The sequence below is a fragment of the Pseudomonas sp. AE27 genome (assembly GCF_037113495.1).
GTDB classification, from domain to species: Bacteria; Pseudomonadota; Gammaproteobacteria; order Pseudomonadales; family Pseudomonadaceae; genus Aquipseudomonas; species Aquipseudomonas palmensis.
Window position 1 is genome coordinate 735,645 of record NZ_CP146966.1, and the last position, 24,060, is coordinate 759,704.

The 24,060-nt window shown below is 64.9% G+C and carries 21 protein-coding genes and 1 tRNA gene; 10 read left to right on the forward strand and 12 right to left on the reverse strand.

Going from position 1 to position 24,060, the window contains the following annotated elements; all coding sequences use genetic code 11:
- Positions 1 to 130: 130 nt before the first annotated feature.
- The 6 genes from V9K84_RS03445 to V9K84_RS03470 form a co-directional block, all read right to left on the reverse strand.
- A complete protein-coding gene (locus tag V9K84_RS03445; protein WP_088514240.1) occupies positions 131 to 1,462 on the reverse strand; it encodes a deoxyguanosinetriphosphate triphosphohydrolase in 1,332 nt (443 codons plus the stop codon).
- 62 nt (positions 1,463 to 1,524) lie between these two features.
- Complete coding sequence (locus tag V9K84_RS03450; RefSeq protein WP_088514239.1) at positions 1,525 to 2,688, reverse strand: EAL domain-containing protein; 1,164 nt, start codon at positions 2,686 to 2,688, stop codon at positions 1,525 to 1,527.
- Positions 2,689 to 2,785: 97 nt separating this feature from the next.
- On the reverse strand, positions 2,786 to 3,121 hold the full coding sequence (locus tag V9K84_RS03455; RefSeq protein ID WP_043864599.1) for a hypothetical protein: 336 nt from the start codon (positions 3,119 to 3,121) through the stop codon (positions 2,786 to 2,788).
- A complete protein-coding gene (locus V9K84_RS03460) occupies positions 3,118 to 3,486 on the reverse strand; it encodes a phage holin family protein (RefSeq protein WP_043864598.1) in 369 nt (122 codons plus the stop codon). The genes V9K84_RS03455 and V9K84_RS03460 overlap by 4 nt, the downstream gene beginning before the upstream one ends.
- A 10-nt stretch (positions 3,487 to 3,496) precedes the next feature.
- Positions 3,497 to 3,802 carry a YqjD family protein gene (locus V9K84_RS03465; RefSeq protein WP_043864597.1) on the reverse strand — a complete coding sequence of 102 codons (306 nt, stop codon included), beginning with the start codon at positions 3,800 to 3,802 and terminating at the stop codon, positions 3,497 to 3,499.
- Positions 3,803 to 4,063: 261 nt separating this feature from the next.
- Entirely contained in the window at positions 4,064 to 6,022 is a 1,959-nt protein-coding gene (locus V9K84_RS03470; protein ID WP_043864596.1) for a monovalent cation:proton antiporter family protein, read from the reverse strand.
- 160 nt (positions 6,023 to 6,182) lie between these two features.
- Here V9K84_RS03470 and V9K84_RS03475 point away from each other — a divergent pair, with 160 nt between their 5' ends.
- The 4 genes from V9K84_RS03475 to V9K84_RS03490 all read left to right on the forward strand — a co-directional run bounded on the left by V9K84_RS03475 (position 6,183) and on the right by V9K84_RS03490 (position 8,294).
- Entirely contained in the window at positions 6,183 to 6,419 is a 237-nt protein-coding gene (locus V9K84_RS03475) for a glutaredoxin family protein (protein ID WP_043864595.1), read from the forward strand.
- 126 nt (positions 6,420 to 6,545) lie between these two features.
- Positions 6,546 to 6,977, forward strand: a complete 432-nt coding sequence (locus tag V9K84_RS03480) for a D-Ala-D-Ala carboxypeptidase family metallohydrolase (protein ID WP_058541337.1) — start codon at positions 6,546 to 6,548, stop codon at positions 6,975 to 6,977.
- Between the two features lie 70 nt (positions 6,978 to 7,047).
- Entirely contained in the window at positions 7,048 to 7,359 is a 312-nt protein-coding gene (locus tag V9K84_RS03485; RefSeq protein ID WP_043864594.1) for a hypothetical protein, read from the forward strand.
- Positions 7,360 to 7,409: 50 nt separating this feature from the next.
- On the forward strand, positions 7,410 to 8,294 hold the full coding sequence (locus V9K84_RS03490) for a pseudouridine synthase (protein WP_043864664.1): 885 nt from the start codon (positions 7,410 to 7,412) through the stop codon (positions 8,292 to 8,294).
- A gap of 40 nt (positions 8,295 to 8,334) precedes the next feature.
- On the opposite strand, the gene V9K84_RS03495 is transcribed toward V9K84_RS03490, so the two are convergent.
- Positions 8,335 to 9,900: a PAS domain-containing methyl-accepting chemotaxis protein gene (locus V9K84_RS03495; RefSeq protein WP_043864593.1), complete on the reverse strand. Its 1,566-nt coding sequence runs from the start codon at positions 9,898 to 9,900 to the stop codon at positions 8,335 to 8,337.
- 312 nt (positions 9,901 to 10,212) lie between these two features.
- Positions 10,213 to 12,954 (reverse strand): aconitate hydratase AcnA, encoded by a 2,742-nt coding sequence (acnA, locus tag V9K84_RS03500; RefSeq protein ID WP_088514238.1) that lies wholly within the window; start codon positions 12,952 to 12,954, stop codon positions 10,213 to 10,215.
- A gap of 251 nt (positions 12,955 to 13,205) precedes the next feature.
- Between acnA and rlmM the strand changes: the two genes are divergently transcribed.
- A complete protein-coding gene (gene rlmM / locus V9K84_RS03505) occupies positions 13,206 to 14,270 on the forward strand; it encodes a 23S rRNA (cytidine(2498)-2'-O)-methyltransferase RlmM (protein WP_088514237.1) in 1,065 nt (354 codons plus the stop codon).
- A 59-nt stretch (positions 14,271 to 14,329) separates the two neighbouring features.
- Positions 14,330 to 14,572 carry a sulfurtransferase TusA gene (tusA, locus tag V9K84_RS03510; RefSeq protein ID WP_043864590.1) on the forward strand — a complete coding sequence of 81 codons (243 nt, stop codon included), beginning with the start codon at positions 14,330 to 14,332 and terminating at the stop codon, positions 14,570 to 14,572.
- Here the strand turns inward: tusA and V9K84_RS03515 are convergent.
- Positions 14,569 to 15,978, reverse strand: a complete 1,410-nt coding sequence (locus V9K84_RS03515; RefSeq protein WP_088514259.1) for an MATE family efflux transporter — start codon at positions 15,976 to 15,978, stop codon at positions 14,569 to 14,571. The two genes, tusA and V9K84_RS03515, sit on opposite strands and share 4 nt — an antisense overlap.
- Positions 15,979 to 16,114: 136 nt before the next feature.
- On the opposite strand from V9K84_RS03515, the gene pdxB reads away from it, so the two are divergent.
- Positions 16,115 to 17,257, forward strand: a complete 1,143-nt coding sequence (gene pdxB, locus V9K84_RS03520; protein ID WP_088514236.1) for a 4-phosphoerythronate dehydrogenase PdxB — start codon at positions 16,115 to 16,117, stop codon at positions 17,255 to 17,257.
- A gap of 119 nt (positions 17,258 to 17,376) precedes the next feature.
- Here pdxB and V9K84_RS03525 read toward each other — a convergent pair whose 3' ends face one another.
- Positions 17,377 to 17,547: a PA1571 family protein gene (locus V9K84_RS03525; RefSeq protein ID WP_167400204.1), complete on the reverse strand. Its 171-nt coding sequence runs from the start codon at positions 17,545 to 17,547 to the stop codon at positions 17,377 to 17,379.
- Between the two features lie 248 nt (positions 17,548 to 17,795).
- On the opposite strand from V9K84_RS03525, the gene V9K84_RS03530 reads away from it, so the two are divergent.
- From V9K84_RS03530 to mqo, 3 genes are all read left to right on the forward strand, one after another.
- The gene (locus V9K84_RS03530) at positions 17,796 to 19,559 is read left to right on the forward strand and encodes an ABC transporter transmembrane domain-containing protein (RefSeq protein WP_088514235.1); all 1,764 of its coding nucleotides are present in this window, start codon (positions 17,796 to 17,798) and stop codon (positions 19,557 to 19,559) included.
- A 210-nt stretch (positions 19,560 to 19,769) separates the two neighbouring features.
- Positions 19,770 to 21,395 (forward strand): methyl-accepting chemotaxis protein, encoded by a 1,626-nt coding sequence (locus tag V9K84_RS03535; protein ID WP_058541334.1) that lies wholly within the window; start codon positions 19,770 to 19,772, stop codon positions 21,393 to 21,395.
- A 363-nt stretch (positions 21,396 to 21,758) separates the two neighbouring features.
- Entirely contained in the window at positions 21,759 to 23,345 is a 1,587-nt protein-coding gene (mqo, locus tag V9K84_RS03540) for a malate dehydrogenase (quinone) (RefSeq protein WP_054916197.1), read from the forward strand.
- 142 nt (positions 23,346 to 23,487) lie between these two features.
- On the opposite strand, the gene V9K84_RS03545 is transcribed toward mqo, so the two are convergent.
- A tRNA-Pro gene (locus V9K84_RS03545) sits at positions 23,488 to 23,564 on the reverse strand.
- 79 nt (positions 23,565 to 23,643) lie between these two features.
- Complete coding sequence (locus V9K84_RS03550) at positions 23,644 to 23,865, reverse strand: YgdI/YgdR family lipoprotein (protein WP_043864585.1); 222 nt, start codon at positions 23,863 to 23,865, stop codon at positions 23,644 to 23,646.
- Positions 23,866 to 24,060: the final 195 nt, after the last annotated feature.

Here is a 24,060-nt window from a genome sequence, read left to right on the forward strand (position 1 = left end):
TAAGTTGGGCGTAAAGCTACAAATAGTTGATTTTCTAGCGCGCCATATCGTTTTGCGCACTAATCAATACGGCTGCAATCGCCTACGTTACATACGTGGAAGTTGCAGCGTATTGATCGGGTCAACTGCATCAGACCGGGCTTGAACGCCCGGTCATTTCGCGGGCCATTTCGCTGGCATAGCTGTCGGTCATGCCGGCAATGAAGTCGATCATGCGCAGGAAGGCGCTGTGCAATGTGCTGTTGGGGTCGGGCGCATTGTTGCCCAGCAGGTCAAGGATGCGCCGGTGCTTGAACGAGGGCGTGCGTCCGCCGTGCTGTTCCAGCGCTGCGCCGCAAAATGCATTGAGCAGAATCTCCAGCGTGGTGTAGGCACCGATTTCATGCAGTGTCTTGCGCTTGTCCTGGAAGATCTTCTTGCGCGCCATGTCCTTTGCCTGCAGCACACAGCGCTTGGCCGGGCCGTGCATGTGCTCGACCAGGTCGCCGTGCAGGGTGCCGGCCAGCAAGGCTTGCTGCTGCTCGACGAATGCCCGCGCGGCGGCGTTGGTCAGGTGCTCGATCGCCTTGCCGCGCAGGATCGCAAGCTTGCGCCGGCGCGAATCCCCGGGGCCCAGCTGGCGGTAGGTTTGCGGTAGGTCGTCACCCACCAGCCCCAGCAGCAGCGCTTCTACCTCGGCGTAGTCGAGCAGCTCCATTTCCAGGCCGTCTTCCAGGTCGATCAGCGCATAGCAGATATCGTCGGCGGCCTCCATCAGGTACACCAGCGGGTGCCGGGCCCAGCGTTGCGGCTCGAGTTGCGGCATGCCCAGCTTGCGTGCGATCTGCTCCAGCAACGGCAGCTCGCTCTGGTAGCAGCCGAACTTGTGCTTCTTGTAGCCCAGGGCATCGGCGTGGCGGGCGCTCCAGGGGTACTTGAGGTAGGTGCCCAGGGTGGCGTAGGTGAGGCGCGTGCCGCCATCGAACTGGTGATACTCCAGTTGGGTCAACACGCGAAAGCCCTGGGCATTGCCTTCGAAATTGAGGAAGTCGCCCCGTTCGGCATCGCTCATCGCATCCAGCCAGCCGCGTCCGGCGGCCTGCTGGAACCAGTGCCGGATTGCGTCCTCGCCGGAGTGGCCGAACGGCGGGTTGCCGATATCGTGGGCCAGGCAGGCAGACTGCACCACCATGCCCAGGTCGCTGGGCGCGCACCAGTCCGGCAGGCTGTCGCGCAGTGTCTCGCCCACCCGCATGCCCAGCGAGCGGCCCACGCAACTGACCTCCAGCGAGTGGGTCAGGCGCGTGTGGATGTGATCGTTGCTGGTGACCGGGTGTACCTGGGTCTTGCGCCCCAGGCGGCGAAAGGCACCCGAGAAGATGATCCGGTCGTGGTCCTTGTGGAAGGGGCTGCGCCCGAGTTCTTCGGGGCTGTGCAGGGTTTTGCCGAGGCGTTCGCGGGTAAGCAGTGTGTGCCAGTCCAAGGCCGGTTCTCCAGTGCGGGGCAGGCCCCTAGCTTCCCGTGTCCCGGACGTGGCCGCAACCCTCAGAGGCCATCGGCATCCAGGTCGATCAGCAGCAGGCGGCGCCCGTCGTCGAAGAACTGGCCGGCGATCATGCAGTACTGGTTGGTGGTGGCGTCGCGGTAGGTGCTGGACAGAATCAACCGGCGCTCATCCCAGCCCTCGGCCAGCAGGTGATAAAAGTAGGGCCGCCATGACCAGTTGTGGCCCTGGTAGCCGTTGTTCACGTGCCAGTGCTGGCCGTGCCATTCCAGATTGGGGGTGAGCTGGGTGCCGTGCCGGTCACACAGAAAAAACCGCAGCACCCAAGGGTAGGCGTGCAGGTTCGGCAACTGTTCGACCGAGGCCTGGGCCTGCGCCCAGGCCTGCAGCCGGGGCATCAGTTCGGCCAGTTGCTGGCGGCGTTGCATCAGCCGTGCGCGCTCGTCCAGCTTGCCCTGCACGTAGCGCTCGCGCAGGTGGCCGAAGCGGGTGACGAATGCATCGCTGGCGAAAAAACCGGCCTGGGCCTGGGCGAACAGGTGGCCCTGCAGGTAACGCGCGCCACATTCCAGGGCGAAGTCAAGCTCGGCCTCGTTCTCGACGCCTTCGGCAATGATCCAGCACCCGGTCTTCTCGGCCATCTGGGCCAGGGCCTTGACCACTTCGCTGCTGGGCCCGCCGCGGGCGGCGGCCTGGAACAGGCGCATGTCGAGCTTGAGAATGTCTGGCTGCAGCGCCAGCACCCGGTCCAGCTGCGAGTAGCCGGCGCCGAAATCATCGATGGCGATGCGTGCGCCGGCCTGGCGATAGCGCGTGACCACATCGGCCAGGCGCTGCAGGTCGCCGCCCTGTTCGGTGATCTCGAAGACCACCCGGCGTGGATCGATGCCGTGCTGACGTACCTGCATCAGGCTGGGCAAGGGCTCGTCGGCAGCCAGCTCGCTGATCCAGCGGGGCGAGATGTTCAGGCTCAGAAACCAGTCGCCCGGTGCCTGGCTGAAGGTTGCCAGGGCCTGGCCACGCAGCGTGCGATCGAGGGTGCGCAGGGCTGCGGTGGGCATTTGCGGGTCAATGAACAGCGGGCCGACCGAGCGCAGGTGGCCGTCGGCCTGAACCAGTCGGCCAAGGGCTTCGATACCGGCGATGCGGCCAGTGGCCGTATCGATGAAGGGTTGATAGCAGGCGAGCGGGTGCCCGTCGTACACGGCGGCTCCTTGTTTTTACGAGACGGCTGGCCGGATGCTCAGCACGGCAAGCCTGCGGCCCGCCGCCTCGTATTGCAAGAATGCAGCCAGTTTGCGTTCAGCGCCTTGACTGCATGAACAGGCGTATCAGCGGGGTCAGGCTGCTGCCCACACCGGCCAGCCGTGTCAGGCTGCCGTTGCGTGCGCCCTTGCCGGTCAGAAAGCCCAGCAGCACCACGGCGCCGATACCCCAGAGGGGCGCGTGCTTGATGCCCAGGCCGCCCTGCAGCCCGCCTTGCAGGGAGTCGCCCACCCCGCGCAGGCGTGTCAGCGGCTTGAGCAGTTGCCCGGATTCGTGGCGGATTTCCTGGCGACGCATTTCCAGGCGCAGGCGTACCAGGGCCTTGCGCAGTTCGCGGCGGTCGGTGGTTTGCGGCAATTCAGGCAGGCTCATGGCAACAGGCGCTCCCGGTCCTTGGCAAGTTCTTCGAGGGTGGCATGGAACGGCGAGGACTCGTCGAACACCGCTGCCTTGAGGCGCAGCCCGCAGAACACCGCCGCCAGGCTGTAGAACACGCACAGGCCGATGATGCCGGCCAGGCGATAACTGTCCCACAGCAGAATCAGCAGCAGCGCCGACAAGGCCGTCAGCAACAGCAGGGCGAACACCAGGGCCAGCCCGGCGAACAGCAGCAGGCTCAGGGTGCGCGCCTTCTGTTCCTGCAGTTCGATGCCGAACAGTTCGACGTGGCCGTGCAGCAGACCAAGGATGGCGGCGCCAAGGCGCCGTGAAGACGAGCCGGTGGTTTCGGTTTCCATACCCCGTACCTCAGCGACGACTGGCCAGCAGGCCGATCAGAAAGCCCACGCCAGCGGCGATGCCGACGGATTGCCAGGGGTTGGACTGCACGTAGTCCTCGGTGGCGCTGAGTGCAGCCTGGCTGCGTTCACGTACCGAGTCCTGGGTCTGCTTGAGGGTCTCGCGGGCACGCGACACGCTTTCCTCGATCTGCCTGCGCAACTCGTCGGCCTGATCGCCGGCCAGGGTCGCGGAGTGCTCCAGCAGTTTTTCGGCATCCTGTACCAGGATTTCGAAGTCTGCCTGAAGGATGTCTTTTGCAGTTTTGCGGGCCATGGGTCTCTCCGTGTCAAGTGGGCGTCTGGCATTTCGAGTGCCGAGCGCTGCGTAAGGTTCAGTGCAATCGGCAGTGGTACAGCATTTGCCTTGCCTTGGTGCAGCAGGCCTGGCGGCCGCGCCAGATCAGGGCGCGAAACGACGGCCGGTCGATAAACCATAACCCAATCCACGACAAACCCCGGAAAAAACTCCACGTCAGCGCTGCATTCGCGCCCCCGGCCCCCACATGGCGGGCCAGGGTAGTGCGCACGGCAGCCGCTAGCGCCCGGTCAGCAGTCGGGCCTGGCAGGCATCGATGGCGTTGGAGGGGCCGCTCAGCAGCACCGCGTCACCGGCATGCAGGCAGGTATCGGTGGCCAGTGCCACTTCCTCGCCATCGCGCTGCACGGCCTGTACTTCCACCCCGAGCAGGTCCAGGCCCAGCTCGGTCAGCGGGCGACCGCAGGCATAGGCATCGGCGCCCAGGTTGACCGCATGCAGCATGACCTTGGGCAGGCCTTCGCTGTCGACCGGGCTGGTCTGCGCCCCCTGGTAGAACCCGTGCAGCAGGCGATAGCGGCTCTGGCGCACCTCGTCGATACGTTGCTGTACGCGCTCCTGGGGTACGCCGAGCATGACCAGGGCATGGGAGGCGAGCATCAGGCTGGACTCCAGCAATTCCGGCACCACCGCCGTGGCACCTGCGGCGCGCAGTTCGTCGCGCAGGCTGTCGTCGCGGGTGCGCACCAGGATCGGCACCTGGGTGTTGAAGTGACGGGCGGCCTTGAGCACGCTCATGGCGACATCGGTCTTGTCTACCGCGATCACCAGCAGCCGGGCACGCTCCAGGCCGATGGCCGCCAGCAGTTCACCGCGTCGCGAGTCGCCGTAGTGCACGCGCTGCTCGCCGGCGGCGGCCTCCTGCACCCTGACCGGGTCGTCGTCCAGGGCAATGAAGGCCAGCTGTTCGCGCCGCAGGAAGCGCCCGATGGACTGGCCTACCCGGCCATAACCACAGATCAGCACGTGCCCGCTGAGCGAGGCGCTTTGTGCCTGGATCTCTTCGAGTTGCACCTCCTGGTTGGGTTTGCGATGCAGGCGGGCGGCCAGCGCCGGAGCGCCGCGCAGCATCAGCGGGGTGACCAGCATCGAACAGAAGGTGGCGGCCAGCAGCAGGTGCCCGAGGTCTTCGGGCAGCAGGCGGGTCTGTTGCATCTGCGCCATCAGTGCGAAGCAGAACTCGCCGCCCTGGGCCAGGGCCACGCCACTGCGCCAGGCGGTTTCGCTGTCGCTGCCGCGCAGCTTGACCAGCACCGCCACCACCACGCCCTTGATGGCCAGCAGGGCCAGGGTCAGGCCGAGGATTTCCAGGCCGTGGCTGGCAAACAGTTGCAGGTCGATGAGCATGCCGATACTGACAAAGAACAGCCCCAGCAGGATGTCGCGGAAGGGGCGGATATCGGCTTCGATCTGGTGGCGATAGTTGCTTTCGCCCAGCAGCATCCCGGCGAGGAACGCCCCCAGTGCAGGAGACAGGCCCAGCAGGTGGGTAAGCCAGGCGGTCAGCAGCACGATCACCAGCGCCAGCAGCACGAACAGCTCGGCCGAGTGCGAGCGGGCCACCTCGTGGAACAGGCGCGGCAGCAGCCAGCGATTGGCCAGCAGCAGGCCGATGAACAGGATCACGGTCTTGCCCAGGGTCAGCGGCAGTGCCCAGTACCAGGCCTGGCCGCCCTGGCCGGCGAACACCGGCACCAGGGTCAGCAGCAGTACCGCAATCACGTCCTGGAACAGCAGCACGCCAATGGCGTTCTGGCCGTGGCTGCTGAAGATTTCGCCGAGGCTGGTGAGCTCCTTGCTGACGATGGCGGTGGACGACAGCGCCAGGCCGCCGCCCAGCAGCAGGGCAGCCCCGGCCGGCATGCCAAGCAGCCCCAGCAGGCCGGCCAGCAGCAGCGCCGAGCAGATCACCTGCAGGCTGCCCAGGCCGAAGACCACGCGGCGCAGGGCGAGCATCTTGCTCAGAGAGAATTCAAGGCCCAGGGAAAACAGCAGGAACACCACGCCCATTTCGGCGAGGTCGGGCAGTTCTTCGCTTTCATTGACCCAGTCCAGGGCGGTGGGGCCGACGAACAGGCCGACGCACAGGTAGCCCAGCACGGGGGGCAGTTGCAGGCGCCGGAAAATGGCGATGACCACCAGTGACGAGGCCAGGATGATCAGCAGGTTGGCAAACACTCAATACACTCCATTGCAATGCCGACGGGCGCGAAAAAATTTGTCAGTCTACAGCGCTCGAGGCCACGCAGGCTGACCCAGGTCAGTCGTTGGTGTCTCGACCCGCCAGGTGTACGGGCCTAGAATACGGGTCCGCTTTTCACGTTTCACGGTACTTCCCATGCTTCCTGAAACTCAACTGCTCGGCACCCTGGGCTGTCACCTGTGCGAGGTGGCCGAGGCCATTCTGATGCCGCTTGTCGAGCACGGGCTGCTGGTCGAGCTGGTCGATATTGCCGATGATCCGGCCGATGTCGAGCGCTACGGCCTGCTGATTCCGGTGCTGCGTCGCTGTGACTCCGGTGCCGAGCTGCTCTGGCCGTTCGATACCGAGCAGGTGGTCGCGTTTCTGAGCTGAGCGTCGCCAGCGGGGTGTTCACATGCCGATGCACAATCTGTGATGCAACGGCGCAGGTGCTGTTGGAGAATCGCCAGCGCAGCATACACCCGTGACGAAGTCTCATCCGCCAAGGAGTGGCGAACCATGCACCTGAGTCCGCATTTCACACTGGAAGAACTGACTGCTTCCGAAACTGCCCGGCGTGAAGGCCTGACCAACCAGCCCGGCCCCGATGCCCTGGCCAACCTGCGCCGTCTGAGCCAGACCCTGGAGCAGGTACGCAGCCTGCTCGGGCATCCCATCCGCGTCAACAGTGCCTACCGCAGCAACGAGCTCAACCGTCGTGTCGGCGGGGTGAGCGGCAGTGCGCATACCCTCGGGCTGGCAGCCGATATCAGCGTGGCGGCGCTTTCACCCCTGGTGGTGGCGCAACGTATCCTGGACAGCGGTCTGGCGTTCGACCAGCTCATTCTGGAGTTCGACCGCTGGGTTCACCTGGCCATCGCCGAAGGGGCAGGGCGCAAGCAGGTGCTGACGGTGCGCGAGGGTACCGGCTACCTGCCGGGGTTGCAGTGAGTACTGTTCATTCATACACTGTATGCAAATACAGTAATCGGGTGAGCGCTTGCGCCAGAGGGGCCGGACGATGGTCAACGTCGAACAATTGAAATACAGCGTCAACCGCATGGCTGTCGAACAGGTGCGCGAGGCCGTGCTCGAATTGCGCCTCGATGGCCTGGTCACCGAGGGCAAGACCCCTTTCAGCAAGATCCACTTCAATACCTGCTTTGCCGAGATCGAGGCATTGTTCCAGCGCGCCGGTTACCACCGGGCGCTGGATGTGGTCGGTTATCAGGGCCTGATGTATGCGTTGTACGATCCGGGCCGCTGGGAGGCGGTGGATGTGCTGCGCTGGCTCAAGGAGTTTACCGAGGCTGCGGCAACCCGGGCTGGCTGAGCCGGCAGGCATGCCGGATAATGGACGGCCCCCAACTGGCGAGCATGTCCATGAGTGTCCCTTTCGATCCGGCCCAGCACCAGGCCAGCACTGTCTGCCTGCCACCGGGCAGTTGGGCCACCGTGCTCGACTGCCTGTGCGACCACTTCAAGGCGATCAGCCGTGAACAATGGCTCGATCGCATCGCCCGTGGGCGGGTGCTGGATGCCCAGGGCGCGCCGATTGACGTGGGCCTTGCCTACAAGCCAGGCCTGCGTATCCACTATTTTCGCGAAGTACCCAACGAAAAGCCGATCCCGGTGCAGGAGCATATCCTGCACGTCGACGAGCACCTGGTGGTGGCCGACAAACCGCACTTTCTGCCGGTGACGCCCACTGGCGAATATGTCGAGCACACGTTGCTGCGCCGTTTGATTCGCCGGCTCGACAACCCGCACCTGGTGCCATTGCACCGCATCGACCGGCACACGGCAGGCCTGGTGCTGTTCTCGGCCAACCCGCAAAGCCGTTCGGCCTATCAGCAGCTGTTTCCCACCCGACAGATCGACAAGCACTACCAGGCCATTGCCCGCGCCTTGCCGCAGCTGGAGTTCCCGCGGGTGCACAAGAGCCGGCTGGTCAATGGCGAGCCGTTCTTTCGCATGCAGGAGGTGCCCGGCGTCAGCAACAGCGAAACCATTGCCCGGGTTCTGGAAAAAAACGGCGAGTGGTGGCGCTACGGCCTGTCACCGGTCACCGGCAAGACCCACCAGTTGCGGGTGCACATGACGGCGCTGGGGGCGAGTATCTGCAATGATCCGTTCTACCCGCAGATCGTGCAGGGGCCCGATGACTACGCAAGGCCACTCAAGCTGCTGGCCCACAACCTGCGCTTCAACGACCCGCTCGATGGGCAGGAGCGCTATTTCGAAAGCCGGCTGACACTGGACTGGTAGACCGCTGTGGGCGCACAACCAGAGGTTGTGCGCCACCGGGTCAACGGTTGAAGCGCTCCACCAGGGAATACTGGGTGGTGGCGGTGAGGGTCAGTTCCTCGCTGAGCAGCGCCGAATGTTGGGCCTGCTCGGAGGTCTGGTCGGCAAGCTGGGCGATGGTGCTGATGTTGCGGCTGATTTCATCGGCCACTGCGGTCTGCTCTTCGGTAGCGGCGGCAATCTGCGTGGTCATGTCGGTGATGTTGGCCACCGCCTCGCTGATGCCCACCAGCGCCTGGTCGGCTTCCATCACCCGTGCCACACCTTCCTCGGCCTGGCGATGGCCGGTTTCCATGGTTTGTACGGCATTGCTGGCGGTTTGCTGGAGCTTGGCGATCAGGCCGTGGATCTGCCCGGTCGATTCACTGGTGCGCTGCGCCAGCTGACGCACTTCGTCGGCCACCACCGCGAAGCCGCGGCCCATTTCACCGGCGCGTGCCGCTTCGATGGCGGCGTTGAGCGCCAGCAGGTTGGTCTGGTCGGCAATGCCCTTGATCACATCGACCACGCCACCAATCTCGTCGCTGTCGCGGGCCAGCTGGGTCACGGTCAGGCCGGTTTCGCCCACGGCAGCCGACAGACGCTGGATCGCATCGCGGGTTTCGCCGGCGATGTCGCGGCCGCGCCCGGTCAGGCGGTTGGCTTCCTGGGTGGCATCGGCGGTGCGCTGCACGTGGTTGGCCACTTCCTGGGTGGTGGCGGCCATCTGGTTGACGGCAGCGGCCACCTGCTCGGTCTCCACGCGCTGGCGCTCCAGGCCCGAGGAGCTGTTGTGGGCCAGGGTGTCGGACTGGCGCGCCTGCTCGTTGAGGTGCTCGGCGGTGTCCTGCAGGCGGGTCAGGCAGGTCTTGAGGCGCGCGTCCTGGCTGAGCATGGCCATTTCCAGGCGAGCCTGCACGCCGCGGCTGTCGGTGTACATCTGCGCGATCAGCGGGTCGGAGGTGGTCTGTTCGGCCAGGCGCAGCAGGCGCTTGAGGCCACGCTGCTGCCAGCTCAGGCCCAGCAGCCCCAGCGGTACCGACAGGGCGGCCGCCACGGCGAAGCCCCAGGAGTGGCCCAGCCAGCTGCCGATCAGGAAGCCGACCTGGCTGACCAGGATGAACGGCAGCCAGTCCTGCAGTACCGGCAGCCAGCGGTCGCGACGCGGAATGGGTGGCTTGCCCTGATTGATGCGGTGATACAGCGCCTCGGCGCGACGGATCTGTTCGGCGCTGGGCTTGACCCGCACCGACTCGTAGCCGACTACCTGGTTGTTCTCGAAGATGGGGGTGACGTAGGCGTTGACCCAGTAATGATCACCCGACTTGCAGCGGTTCTTGACGATGCCCATCCACGGCAGGCCCTGCTTGAGCGTACTCCACATATGCGCAAACACAGCCGGCGGCACATCCGGGTGCCGGACCAGGTTGTGTGGCGCACGAATGAGCTCCTCCCGCGAAAAGCCGCTGATCTCGACGAAGGCATCGTTGCAGTAGGTGATCACACCCTTGGCATCGGTGGTCGATATCAGACGTTGTTGGGCAGGGAAAGTCCGTTCGCGCTGGGTAATCGGCTGATTGTTACGCATAAGCTGTTCTATCCGGAAGGCTTTCGTGGTGTATCGGCAGACAGGCGTTTTTATTGAATGGATATTTAAAGAATATTGATCCGGCTCAAGGTGCCTTAGCTGTTCGTGTTGTAGTTGAAAGGCTGCAAAGTCAAGCAACTTGTTTGCATTCTTTCATATATTTGTCATGTTAGTCAGCTAGTGACCTGGTGTTCACGCGGGGGCAGGTAGCGGGCGGGCAACGCCGCACAGTGCCTCTGGTTCAGGTCGAACTCAGTGGCCACACGGCGGGCCAGTGCAGGCCCGGCGCAACGGCGCCGGGCCTGCTTCAGGCTAGCTCGCGATCAACTGGCGCAGCACGTAGTGCAGAATGCCGCCAGCCTTGAAGTACTCCACTTCGTTGAGCGTATCGATGCGGCACAGTACCTGGATCTGCTGCGTCGATGCGTCTTCGCGGGTGATGCGCAGGGTCAGCGTCATGCGTGGCTGCACCTGGGTCTGGCTGAGGCCGAGAATGTCGATGCGCTCATGGCCGGTCAGCCCCAGGGTCTTGCGCGTCTGGCCCTCGGCGAACTGCAGGGGCAGCACGCCCATGCCCACCAGGTTGGAGCGGTGGATACGCTCGAAGCTTTCGGCCAGTACCGCCTTGACCCCCAGCAGGTTGGTGCCCTTGGCGGCCCAGTCGCGGCTGGAACCGGTGCCGTATTCCTGCCCGGCGATCACCACCAGTGGTGTACCTTCGGCCTTGTAGCGCATGGCCGCGTCATAGATCGCCAGCTTCTCGGCGCTGGGCACATGCACCGTGTTGCCGCCTTCCTCGCCACCGAGCATCTCGTTGCGGATGCGGATGTTGGCGAAGGTGCCGCGCATCATGACCTCGTGGTTGCCGCGACGCGAGCCGTAGGAGTTGAAGTCCCGCGGCTCCACGCCCTTGTCGCGCAGGTAGCGTCCGGCCGGGCTGTCGGCCTTGATGTTGCCGGCGGGCGAGATGTGGTCGGTGGTCACCGAATCGCCCAGCAGCGCGAGTATCCGGGCGCCGTGGATGTCTTCGATGACCGGCAGCGGGCCGGTGATGTCGTCGAAGAATGGCGGATGCTGGATATAGGTGGAGTCCTCCTGCCACACATAGGTCGCTGCCTGCGGCACCTCGATGGCCTGCCACTGTGCGTCGCCGGCAAACACCTCGGCATACTCCTTGTGGAACATCGCGGTATCGACCTTGGCCACGGCTTCGGCGATTTCCTGCTGGCTGGGCCAGATGTCGCGCAGATACACCGGCTTGCCGTCCTTGCCCAGGCCCAGGGCCTCGCTGGACAGGTCGACGCGCACGCTGCCGGCCAGGGCGTAGGCCACCACCAGCGGCGGCGACGCCAGCCAGTTGGTCTTGACCAGCGGGTGTACCCGGCCTTCGAAGTTGCGGTTGCCCGACAGTACCGAGGCGACGGTAAGGTCGGCCTGGGTGATGGCCTTTTCGATCGGCTCGGCCAGCGGGCCGGAGTTGCCGATGCAGGTGGTGCAGCCGTAGCCGACCAGGTCGAAGCCCAGGGCATCCAGATAAGGGGTCAGCCCGGCCGCCTTGTAGTAGTCGGTCACCACCTTGGAGCCGGGGGCCAGTGAGGTCTTGACCCAGGGCTTGCGCTGCAGGCCCTTTTCCACGGCCTTCTTGGCCACCAGCCCGGCAGCCATCATCACGCTGGGGTTGGAGGTGTTGGTGCAGGAGGTGATCGCGGCGATCACCACGGCACCGTCCTTGAGCAGGTGATTGGCGCCCTCGTGCTCGTATTCGATTTCGCCGGCCTGGTCGGCATTGCCCACCGCGACGCCGCCGCCCCCTTCACTTTCCAGGCGCCCGACCTCCTTGGTCGACACCTTCAGTTGCAAGCCGATGAAGTTGTTGAATGCCTGGGCCACCTGGGACAGCGCCACACGGTCCTGCGGGCGCTTGGGCCCGGCCAGGCTGGCTTCGACTTCGTCCATGTCCAGTGCCAGGGTGTCGGTGAACACCGGCTCCTGGCCCGCCTCGCGCCACAGACCCTGGGCCTTGCAGTAGGCCTCCACCAGTTGCACGGTGGCGGCGGGGCGACCGGACAGGCGCAGGTAGTCCAGGGTCACGTCGTCCACCGGGAAGAAACCGCACGTGGCGCCGTACTCCGGCGCCATGTTGGCAATGGTCGCGCGGTCGGCCAGGGGCAACTGGGCCAGGCCGTCGCCGTAGAACTCGACGAACTTGCCCACCACGCCCTTCTTGCGCAGCATCTGCGTCACCGTCAGCACCAGGTCGGTGGCGGTGATGCCTTCGCGCAGCTTGCCGGTCAGCTTGAACCCGATCACCTCGGGGATCAGCATCGACACCGGCTGGCCGAGCATGGCCGCCTCTGCCTCGATGCCGCCCACGCCCCAGCCCAGCACGCCCAGGCCGTTGATCATGGTGGTGTGCGAGTCGGTGCCGACCAGGGTGTCGGGGAAGGCATAGGTGCGTCCGTCTTCCTCGCGGGTCCACACGGTGCGGCCCAGGTACTCCAGGTTGACCTGGTGACAGATGCCAGTGCCCGGCGGCACTACGCTGAAGTTGTCGAAGGCGTTCTGGCCCCAGCGCAGGAACGCATAGCGTTCGCCGTTGCGCTGCATCTCGATGTCGACGTTCTCGCCGAAGGCCTGTGCGGTGGCGTAGCGATCGACCATCACCGAGTGGTCGATCACCAGGTCGACCGGGGAAAGCGGGTTGATGCGCTGCGGATCGCCGCCGGCCTTGGCCATGGCGGCGCGCATGGCGGCCAGGTCGACCACGGCGGGCACGCCGGTGAAGTCTTGCATCAGCACCCGTGCTGGGCGGTACTGAATCTCGCGGTCCGAGCGGCGCTGCTGCAGCCATTCGGCCAGGGCGTGCAGGTCCTGGCCGGTGACGGTCTTGCCGTCTTCCCAGCGCAGCAGGTTTTCCAGCAGCACCTTGAGCGACATCGGCAGGCGCTGCAGGTCGCCGAGGCTGCGGGCGGCCTCGGTCAGGCTGTAGTAATGGTATTCACGGTTCTCCACCGTCAGGGTCTTGAGGGTTTTCAGGCTGTCGAGCGAGGGCATCTGCCAACTCCTTCTGCGTCGGTGCCTGGCAATCATCCTTGCAGTCGCCAGTTCACCGCCTCTGTGACGGTCCGCACGGCACGGACCTGGCTAAGCGGTCAGGTTAGCCCTGTTTGGCGGACCTGACCATGTACTGGACCGGCGGGGCGTGTCGCCAGTTCCTAAACTGCTTTATCATTCGCCGATTTGCCGTGTGCAGGTGTTGCGCCCGGTCAGGGTTGGCGTGCAGGCCAGCCGTTCTGGAGTAGTTGATGAATACCCTGTTTATGCATTGCCGGCCCGGTTTCGAGGGTGAAGTGTGCGCCGAGATCGCCGAGCATGCCGCACGCCTGGGGGTTGCTGGTTATGCCAAGGGCAAGCCGCAGAGCGCCTGTGCCGAGTTCGTGTGCAACGACGCCGAGGGCGCCGAGCGCCTGATGCGCGAGCTGCGTTTCAAGCAGCTGATCTTCCCGCGCCAGTGGGCCCGCGGCAGCTTCGTCGAGTTGCCCGAAACCGACCGTATCAGCGTGCTGCTCGAGCACCTGGCCGCCTACCCGGTGTGTGGCAGCGTGTGGCTGGAGGTGATGGACACCAATGACGGCAAAGAGCTGTCTACCTTCTGCCGCAAGTTCGAGGCGCCGTTGTGCAAGGCCTTGAACAAGGCTGGCCGGCTGGTTGACGACCCGGCCAGGCCGCGTCTGCTGCTGACCTTCGTCAGTGGCCGGCGCGTGTTCGTGGGGCTGGCCGCAGCGGACAACTCGGCGATGTGGCCGATGGGCATCCCGCGCCTGAAGTTTCCGCGCGAGGCGCCGAGCCGTTCGACCCTCAAGCTCGAGGAGGCCTGGCACCACTTCATCCCGCGTGAGCAGTGGGATCAGCGCCTGTCGGGCGACATGACCGGGGTCGACCTGGGCGCCGCACCGGGTGGCTGGACCTACCAGCTGGTCAAGCGCGGCATGCTGGTGACCGCGATCGACAACGGGCCGATGGCCGAGAGCCTGATGGATACCGGGCTGGTGCAGCACCTGATGGCCGACGGGTTTACCTACAAGCCCAGGCAGACCGTGGACTGGATGGTGTGCGACATTGTCGAGAAGCCGGCGCGCAGCGCGGCGCTGCTGGAAACCTGGCTGGGGGAAGGGCTGTGCCGCGAGGCAGTGGTCAACCTCAAGCTGCCGATGAAGCAGCGCTATGCCGAGGTGCGGCGGCTGCTCGAGCGTATCGAGGACGGATTCAAGGCGCGCAAGGTCAAGGTGTCGATCGGCTGCAAGCAGCTGTATCACGACCGTGAAGAGGTGACGTGTCACCTGCGTCGTCTGGATCTGAAACCGCGTTGAGACCCTCGCCGGCAAGGCCTTCAATCAACACCGAACAACCGCTGACCCCGGAGTACCTGATGACCGACCTCACCCCCGACGCCACCCTGGATGCCACCGGCCTCAACTGCCCCGAGCCGGTCATGATGCTGCACCAGCACATCCGCGACCTGGCGCCCGGCGGCCTGCTCAAGGTGATTGCCACCGACCCCTCGACCCGCCGCGACATCCCCAAGTTCTGTGTGTTTCTGGACCATGAACTGGTGCAGCAGCAGGAAGATGCCGGCACCTACCTGTACTGGATCCGCAAGAAACTCGCCTAACCCCGGCGCTGCTGGCGGATGCGCTTGCGTGCGCTGCGCGCCAGGCGCACCGACAGCATCAGCGCCGCACAGGTCAGCCCCACGATAAGGCCTTCCCATAGCCCGCTGGGGCCGCTGGCCGGCCCGAAGTGGTCGGTAAGCCCCAGCAGGTAGCCCACCGGCAGGCCGATGCCCCAATAGGCGAACAGGGTCAGGATCATGGTCACGCGGGTGTCCTGATAGCCGCGCAGGGCGCCGGCCGCAGTCACCTGGATCGCGTCCGAGAACTGGAACAGCGCCGAATACACGATCAGCATCGAGGCGATCTGGATCACCGCCAGGTCCGTGGTGTAGATGCTGGCGATAGGCTCGCGCAGCAACAGCATCAGGCTGGCCGAAAAGCAGGCGTAGGCCAGCGCCGTACCCATGCCCACCCCGGCGGCAAAGCGCGCCTGGCGCGGGTCGCCGGCACCGATGGCCTGGCCGACCCGCACGGTTACCGCCATGCCCAGCGAATACGGGATCATGAACACCAGCGAACTCACGTTCAGGGCGATCTGGTGCCCGGCCACCACGGTGGAGCCCAGGCTGCCGATCAACAGGGCGATCACGCCGAAGATGCTCGATTCGGCGAACACCGCGATGCCGATCGGCAGGCCGACCGTGAGCAGGCGCTTGATCTCCGACCATTGCGGCCAGTCGAAACGGGCGAACACCTGGGCCTGGCGATAGGCCGCTGCACGGCCGACCCACAGCGCCATGGCCAGGGCCATGAACCACATCACGATGCCGCTGGCCCAGCCGCAGCCCACGCCGCCCATGGCTGGCACGCCCAGGTGGCCGTAGATGAACACGTAGTTCAGCGGGATGTTTAGCATCAGCCCGCTCAGCCCGATCACCATGCTCGGCCGGGTGCGGCCCAGGCCGTCGCTGCTGCAGCGCAGCACGTAGTACAGCGCCACCGCCGGCAGGCCGAAGGCGATGCCTTGCAGGTAGCCCATGCACGGTGCGATCAGTTCCGGGTCGACCTTCATCAGGTGCAGTACCGGCTCGGCGCTGAGCAGCAGGCCGCAACCGCCCAGGCCGACCACGCCGGCCAGCCACAGGGCCTGGCGCACCAGCGGGCCGATCTCGGCATGCTGACCGGCACCGAAGCGCTGCGCCACCTTGGGCGTGGTGGCCAGCAGGATGCCGGTCATCAGCAAAAACACCGGTACCCAGATCGAGTTGCCCAGGGCAACCGCTGCCAGGTCGCGCGGGCCGACCCGGCCAGCCATCACGGCATCCACGAAGCCCATGGCGGTGGTGGCCAGCTGGGCGATGATGATCGGCGTGGCCAACTGCAGCAGGCTGCGTACTTCAGTGCCGACCCTGGCTGGGCGGGAGAGGCGGGTGGTAGCGGTGTTCGACTGTGTCACGGGGCGGATGTCCACAATAAAGGCGCGGAAAACCGCCTAGTCTACGCCTTGACGCATGGGTCAGGAAATACACCGGCGGGCTTTATCTCGGCTGGATCGAGCCGGGTGTATGGGCCTACACTGCGCTCCCTTACAGGAGAGCGCCATGCTGATTGTTGCCGACGAGAATATACCGCTGCTCGATGCCTTCTTCGCAGGCTTCGGCGAGATCCGCCGTTACCCGGGCCGCAGCATCGACCGCGCCTGCGTGCAGGACGCCGATGTATTGCTGGTGCGCTCGGTGACAAACGTCGACCAGGCCCTGCTCGAAGGCAGCAAGGTGCGCTTCGTCGGCACCTGCACCATCGGCACCGATCACCTGGCCCTGGACTACTTTGCCCAGGCCGGTATCCAGTGGTCCAGCGCGCCGGGCTGCAATGCGCGGGGCGTGGTGGATTATGTGCTGGGCAGCCTGCTGACCCTGGCCGAGCTGGATGGCGCAGACCTGGCGCGGCGCACCTACGGGGTGGTTGGCGCCGGTGAAGTCGGCGGGCGCCTGGTGGAGGTGCTGCGCGGGCTGGGCTGGACTGTGCGGGTATGCGATCCGCTGCGCCAGGCGCAGGAGGGGGGGGACTACGTGAACCTGGAGCAGGTGCTGGCCGAGTGCGATGTGATCAGCCTGCACACGCCCTTGACCAAGGGCGGCGAGCATTCGACCTGGCACCTGCTGGACGCCGAGCGCTTGGCGCAACTGCGCCCCGGCGCCTGGCTTATCAACGCCAGCCGCGGCCCGGTGGTCGACAATGCGGCATTGCGCAGCCTGCTGCAGGCGCGTGACGATGTGCAGGCGGTGCTGGATGTGTGGGAGGGCGAGCCGCAGGTCGATCAGGCGCTGGCCGACCTGTGCGTGATTGCCACCCCGCATATCGCCGGCTACAGCCTGGATGGCAAGCAGCGCGGCACGGCGCAGATCTACCAGGCGTTCTGCGCCTGGCGGGGCGAGGCCGAAACGGTGCGCCTGGCCGACCTGCTGCCGCGCCCATGGCTGGCGCAGCTCAGCCTGCAGGCCGAAACCGATCCGGCCTGGGCTCTGGCCACACTGTGCCGTGCGGTGTACGACCCGCGCCGCGACGATGCAGATTTTCGTCGCAGCCTTGACCGTGACCCGCAGGCCCAGCGCGCGGCCTTCGATGTGTTGCGCAAACAGTACCCGCCGCGGCGCGAGATCGAGGGGCTGATGGTGCGCATCGAGGGTGATGCGCCGCAGTTGCAGCAGATGGTCAAGGCGTTGGGTGGCCTGTTGGTGTGAGGTACTGCTTTCGCCGGCCGGCAACGGGTCTCCCTGCAGGCGCCGGCCTTGCCGGCGAAGCGGGCTTTACACCAGGCATAAAAAACCCGGCACCAGGGCCGGGTTGATTTGAATAGGGGTCAGGCTTTCTTGGCGAGCTCTACCCGGCTTTTCTCCAGGTCCTCGCAGGCTTTTCTGATCATGTCTTCGGTGATCTCGATTTCCCGACCCTGGGCATCGATGATCGACCCGCACGCCGGGTTCGGATGGCTTGGGCGTTGCGCTTGGGTATTGCTGTTTTGCAAGCTCATTTCCTGTCTCCTCATCAGGTTGCAAGCTCAGACTAGATCCGCGACATGACCGCACCATGACAGCCCTGTCACACCTCCAGTCCAACAGAAAGTCAGACAAATCTCCAGCGGCACTTTAGAACGAAACGCTCTAGTGAACTTGTTGCCTGGTCTTGTCAGTGATGCCCCACGCGCTGCAGAGTTCCTTGGCGCCTGACCGGTGGTCGGGTGTAGGCTGACCTGCATACTCCGGATAAACGAAGACCTTCATGCCCAGCCTTCTTTCTGCTCGCCAGCGCCAGGCCCTGCGCCTGGCCTGGCGTTTCATTCGCCCTTACCGCAAACAGGCCATGGCCGCACTGCTGGCGCTGGTGGTCACTGCAGGCATCACGCTGTCCATGGGTCAGGGCATTCGCCTGCTGGTGGACCAGGGTTTCATGACCCAGTCGCCACACCTGCTCAACCAGTCCATCGGCCTGTTCATGTTGCTGGTGCTGGCACTGGCGGTGGGTACCTTCAGTCGTTTCTACCTGGTGTCGTGGATCGGCGAGCGGTGCGTGGCGGATATACGCCAGCAGGTGTTCGATCACCTGGTTTACCTGCACCCGGGCTTTTTCGAAAGCAACCGCAGTTCGGAGATCCAGTCGCGCCTGACCACCGACACCACGCTGCTGCAATCGGTGATCGGCTCGTCGCTCTCGCTGTTCCTGCGCAATGCCCTGATGGTGCTGGGCGGCATCGTGCTGCTGTTTGTCACCAACCCCAAGCTCACCAGCATCGTGGTGCTGGCCTTGCCGCTGGTGCTGGCGCCGATCCTGATCTTCGGCCGGCGGGTGCGCGGCCTGTCGCGCCAGAGTCAGGATCGCATCGCCGACGTGGGCAGCTACGTGGCCGAAACCCTCGGCCAGATCAAGACCGTGCAGGCCTACAACCACCAGGCCCGTGACCAGCAGCGTTTCGGCCTGACCGTGGAGGCTGCCTTTACCACCGCCCGCCAGCGAATCGTGCAGCGCGCCTGGCTGATCACCCTGGTGATCGTGCTGGTGCTCGGGGCGGTCGGGGTGATGCTGTGGGTCGGTGGCATGGACGTGATCGCCGGGCGTATTTCCGGCGGCGAGCTGGCGGCGTTCGTGTTCTACAGCCTGATCGTCGGCAGCGCCTTCGGCACCCTCAGCGAAGTGATCGGCGAGCTGCAACGGGCCGCGGGCGCAGCCGAGCGGATCGCCGAGCTGCTGGCGGCACGCAGCGAGATCCACGCCCCCGACGAAGGGCTGGAGCGCCTGCCTCCCAGGGTCAGTGGCCGCCTCGAACTGCAGGGGGTGCATTTTGCCTACCCCTCGCGGCCCACCCCAGCGGCTATCGACGGCCTGAGCCTGACGGTGGTGCCTGGCGAGACCCTGGCCCTGGTCGGGCCCTCGGGGGCGGGCAAGTCGACGCTGTTCGACCTGCTGCTGCGCTTCTACGACCCGCAGCAGGGGCAGATACTGCTCGACGGCCAGCCACTGACCCGGCTCGACCCGCAGGACCTGCGTCGGCATTTTGCACTGGTTGCGCAGAACCCGGCGCTGTTCTTCGGCACGGTCGAAGACAACATCCGCTACGGGCGTGCCGAGGCTACCAGTGCCGAGGTCGAGGCAGCGGCGCGCAGCGCGCATGCCCATGAATTCATCCTGCAGTTGCCCCAGGGCTACCAGACGCACCTGGGCGATGCCGGGCTTGGGCTTTCTGGTGGTCAGCGCCAGCGCCTGGCCATTGCCCGGGCGTTGCTGGTGGACGCGCCGATCCTGCTGCTGGACGAGGCCACCAGTGCCCTCGACGCACAAAGCGAGCACCTGATCCAGCAGGCCTTGCCAGCCCTCATGGCCGGGCGCACCACGCTGGTCATCGCCCATCGCCTGGCCACGGTGCAGCACGCCGACCGTATCGCCGTGATCGACCAGGGCCGGCTGGTCGCGGTGGGCACCCATCGCCAGCTGATTGCCGAGAACCCGCTGTATGCGCGGCTTGCCGCCTTGCAGTTCAACAGCGCATGAAGGAAATGTTACAGATTTTGTACGTCTGTAACATTTCTGTAGCAATCCCCTGAGAGTATCGGATCAGCTGTTGCGTAATGCTCAATGCAGTTTGCTGCCATCGCTCGATGGCAGCTTTTTTTTGCCCGGTGAACGAGGACAAGGATGTCTTTGACTGGTGCGGCAGGTGGCGCGCCAGCTTTCCTATCCTCTTGTTCCGAGACCCTTGCGATGTTCGTGCGTAAATCCCTGCGGCTGCAAATTCTCGCCCTGCTGGCTGGCAGCCTGCTGGCGATGTTGCTGATCGCCCTGGTGTGCTTTCAGTTCCTGTCGGCCAGCGTGCGTGGCTATGGCCAGCTGGTGGAGGGGCCGATACTGGCTTCGCAACTGATCGACGAAGCCAACCTGCAGTTCAAGGTGCAGGTGCAGGAATGGAAGAACGTATTGCTGCGCGGCAAGCAGCCGGTCGAGCGGGACAAGTACTGGCAGCAGTTTTCGGCGCGTGAACAGCAGGTGCAGGCGCTGCTGGCCCAGCTGGTGCGGGCCAACGCCGACGATGCGGGGCTCAGAGCGCGTCTGCAGGCGCTCAAGGACAGCCACGCGCAACTGGGTGCTGCCTATGCCCGCGGTCGCGATGCGTTCATCGCGGCAGGGGCCGACCCCGCTGTCGGGGACCAGGCAGTGAAGGGCGTGGACCGCGCGGCCAGCGAACAGATGAGCGAACTGGTCAGCCAGTTGCGTGCCGATGCCCAGGTGCAGGCGGCGGCCATCGATGCCCGCGCGCAGCGTACGGTGTGGCTGGGGCTGCTGGTGATGCTCGGCTCGGCGCTGCTGATTGCGCTGCTGAGCCTGTGGCTGGTTGATCGCAGCCTGATCGAGCCGATTCGACGCCTGATCGAATACGTGGCACACCTGAGCCAGGGCCGCTTCGATGCCCGCGTGGCCTGCGGACGCCATGACGAGCTGGGGCGCCTGGCGGTGGCTGCCAATACCCTGCGCGATTTTCTGGCCGACACGGTAGGGCGCCTGCAGGACAACGCCCGGGAGCTGGAGTCCGCCAGCGGCGAGCTGCGCAGCCTGGCCGGCGGCATGGCGCGGGGCACCGAAGACCAGTTCCAGCGGACCGACCAGGTGGCCACGGCCATGCAGGAAATGTCCGCCACTGCCCAGGAGGTGGCCCGCCATGCAGCGGACGCGGCGCGCGCCGCGGATGATGCCGACCACAGTGCCCAGGCCGGCGAACAGGTGATGCAGTCGACCATTGCCACCATCGACGCGGTCAACCGGGACATCGCCGGCACGGCGGCGGTGATTCGCCATCTGGAACAGGACAGCGCCCGTATCGGCAAGGTGCTGGAGGTGATCCGCGCTATCGCCGAGCAGACCAACCTGCTGGCGCTCAATGCTGCCATCGAGGCGGCCCGTGCCGGCCAGGCCGGTCGCGGGTTCGCGGTGGTGGCCGACGAGGTGCGCAACCTGGCCCAGCGCACGGCGGCGTCCACCGCCGAGATCAACCAGATCATCAGCGCCGTGCAGTCGGGCGCGCTGGAGGCGGTCAAGGCCATCGAGAACGGCCAGGCCCGCAGCGAGGAGGGGGCCGACCAGGTACAGCGTGCCGGTGCCATGTTGCAGCGCATCACCCAGGCGGTGGAGGCCATCCGCGACATGAACCGCCAGATCGCCACCGCCGCCGAGGAACAGACCAGCGTGGCCGAAGACATGTCCTGCAACCTGGTGGAAATCACCCGCATCGCCACCGCCAATCAGGGCGCCGTGCAGCGGACCGAGCAGGCCGGGCAGCACTTGCACGACCTGTCGGGTCGGTTGGGCGAGGTGACGGCGCGCCTGCGGGCCTGACCGGGGGAAATCCGCCACCTGCCGGCCTTTATGTCGGGCAATGTGGCGGATTGTCGCCAGCAAAACCATCAACGATGGGGTGCGACCACAGGTCCTAGCTATTAGCCGTTGGTCTTGTGAAAGTTGGCCCGCTTTCTGCTTAAGGCGACCCAGGCTTAAGCCTTGCGAAACATTCAGGGCTGCTACGGCAGCCATGGCGTCAGACCGTTCCCCGCACCCTCGATACCCCAGCCGCCAGCCAGCCTCGAAGGCCTGGACGCCATGCCTTGAGCCATGGCCTGCGCGCGCAGAACCACAAGAGACGGGCGTGCACTGCGGGCGTGATGGTCATTGCCAATCACTTCACTTCAATTGGATTGAACTATGAAAAAAATCCTGCTGACGCTCCTGTGCCTGAGCGTCATGGGTTGCTCCAAGCCCAGTGAACCGGAAAAGACCGTCGACGTGCTGCTGATCGGCGGCGGCATCATGAGTGCAAGCCTGGGGACCTACCTCAACGAGTTGGAGCCGGATTGGTCCATCGACGTGTACGAGCGCATGGACAAGGTGGCCGAGGAAAGCTCCAACGCCTGGAACAACGCCGGTACCGGCCACTCTGCGTTCTGCGAGCTGAACTACACCAGCGAAGCGGCTGACGGTTCGATGGACATCAGCAAGGCGGTGGGCGTCAACGAGCAGTTCGAGATCTCCAAGCAGTTCTGGGCCTACCAGGTCGAGCAGAAGGTGCTGAACAACCCGACCTCGTTCATCAACAACGTGCCGCACATGAGCTTTGTGTGGGGCGACAAGAACGTCGAGTTCCTCAAGAAACGTCATGCGGCCCTGCAGCACAGTTCGCTGTTCCGTGGCATGGAGTACTCCGAAGACCACGCGCAGATCCAGAAGTGGGTGCCGATCGTGATGGAAGGCCGTGCCGCCGACCAGAAGATTGCCGCAACGCGCATGCCGATCGGTACCGACGTGAACTTCGGCGAGATCACCCGCCAGCTGTTCGCTTCGCTGACCCAGCATGACAACGTCAAGCTGCACACCTCGCACGAAGTGCGCGACATCGTGCGCAACGCCGACAACACCTGGACCGTGGTGGTCGCCGACCTCGCCAACAAGGGCGTCGAAACCAGCGTCAAGGCCAAGTTCGTGTTCATCGGTGCCGGTGGTGGCGCGCTCAAGCTGCTGCAGAAGTCGGGCATCCCGGAAGCTGACGGCTATGCCGGCTTCCCGGTGGGCGGCCAGTTCCTGATGACCGACAACCAGGACATCGTCAAACGCCACAAGGCCAAGCTGTACGGCAAGGCCTCGGTCGGTGCGCCGCCGATGTCTGTACCGCACCTGGACACCCGTGTCATCGATGGCAAGGAAGTGCTGCTGTTCGGCCCGTTCGCGACCTTCTCCACCAAGTTCCTGAAAAACGGTTCGCTGCTGGACATGTTCTCGGCACTGACCACCCACAACATCATGCCGATGACCCATGCCGGTATCGACAACATCGACCTGAGCACCTACCTGATGGGCCAGTTGATGCTGAGCTTCGAAGACCGCATGCATGCCCTGCGCGAGTACTTCCCCAACGCCAGGAACGAAGACTGGAAACTGCTGCAGGCCGGCCAGCGCGTCCAGGTGATCAAGAAGGATCCCGAGCACGGTGGCATCCTGCAGTTCGGTACCGAGGTGGTGGCTTCGCAGGACGGCACCATCGCCGCGCTGCTGGGCGCCTCGCCAGGTGCCTCCACCGCCGCACCGATCATGCTGACCGTGCTGGAAAAGACCTTCAAGGACCGTATCAAGACCCCTGAATGGCAGGCCAAGCTGAAGCAGATCGTGCCGACCTATGGTCAGAAGCTCAACAACAACCTCGAGCTGACCAACAAGACCCGTGAGTGGAGCAGCTCGCGCCTGAACCTGCTGTTCGTGCCGGTGCTGCCGGACGAGACGGCGGTGGCCGCGCAGTAACGTCGGGTTGACGCTTCGCGGATCGAGCCCGCCCCCATCGGATGATTGACATCCTTGTGGGGGCGGGTTTGAGCCACAGCGGATGCAGTACAGCCAGAAACCACAAAGCCCGCAAAAGCGGGCTTTGTGGTTTTTGCCGATCTGGTCGGAGAGACAGGATTCGAACCTGCGGCCTTCTCGTCCCGAACGAGACGCGCTACCTGGCTGCGCTACACTCCGATGACAAAATTCTACTCAAAAAAAAACGCGACCGGCAAGCCCCGGCGAGGGGCCTGAAGCTTGCCGTCTGTACTGCCTTTTACAGCTCTTTCACGGTGCGGACCTGGTCCTTGTTGATCCGGGTGCTCTTGCCGTCGAGCTGTTCGATTTCATAGAAGCCCGAATCTTCATCGTACTTGGGGGTGTCGACCGCCTGGATCTCACGTCCGTCATTCAGCGTGATCACGGTAGGCGAAGCACACCCGGCGAGGGTGCCCAGGCCCAGGGCGAGCAGGAAAGCGGGGAGGGTCCGTTGAATCATATTCTTTCTCCATTGAGGGGGAAGTTGCGGGTCATGTCATTGAGACGCATCGCGTCCCAGCAAGTTCCTCGCAACTTGAGCATAGCGGCTGAACCGCGTCATTGATCGGGAACAATGCAATCGGCCGCTGGCGGGCGGGCGCGGGGAGGGCTGTGATATAACTGGCGGCATTCTTTCCCTGTCATGGATTCACCT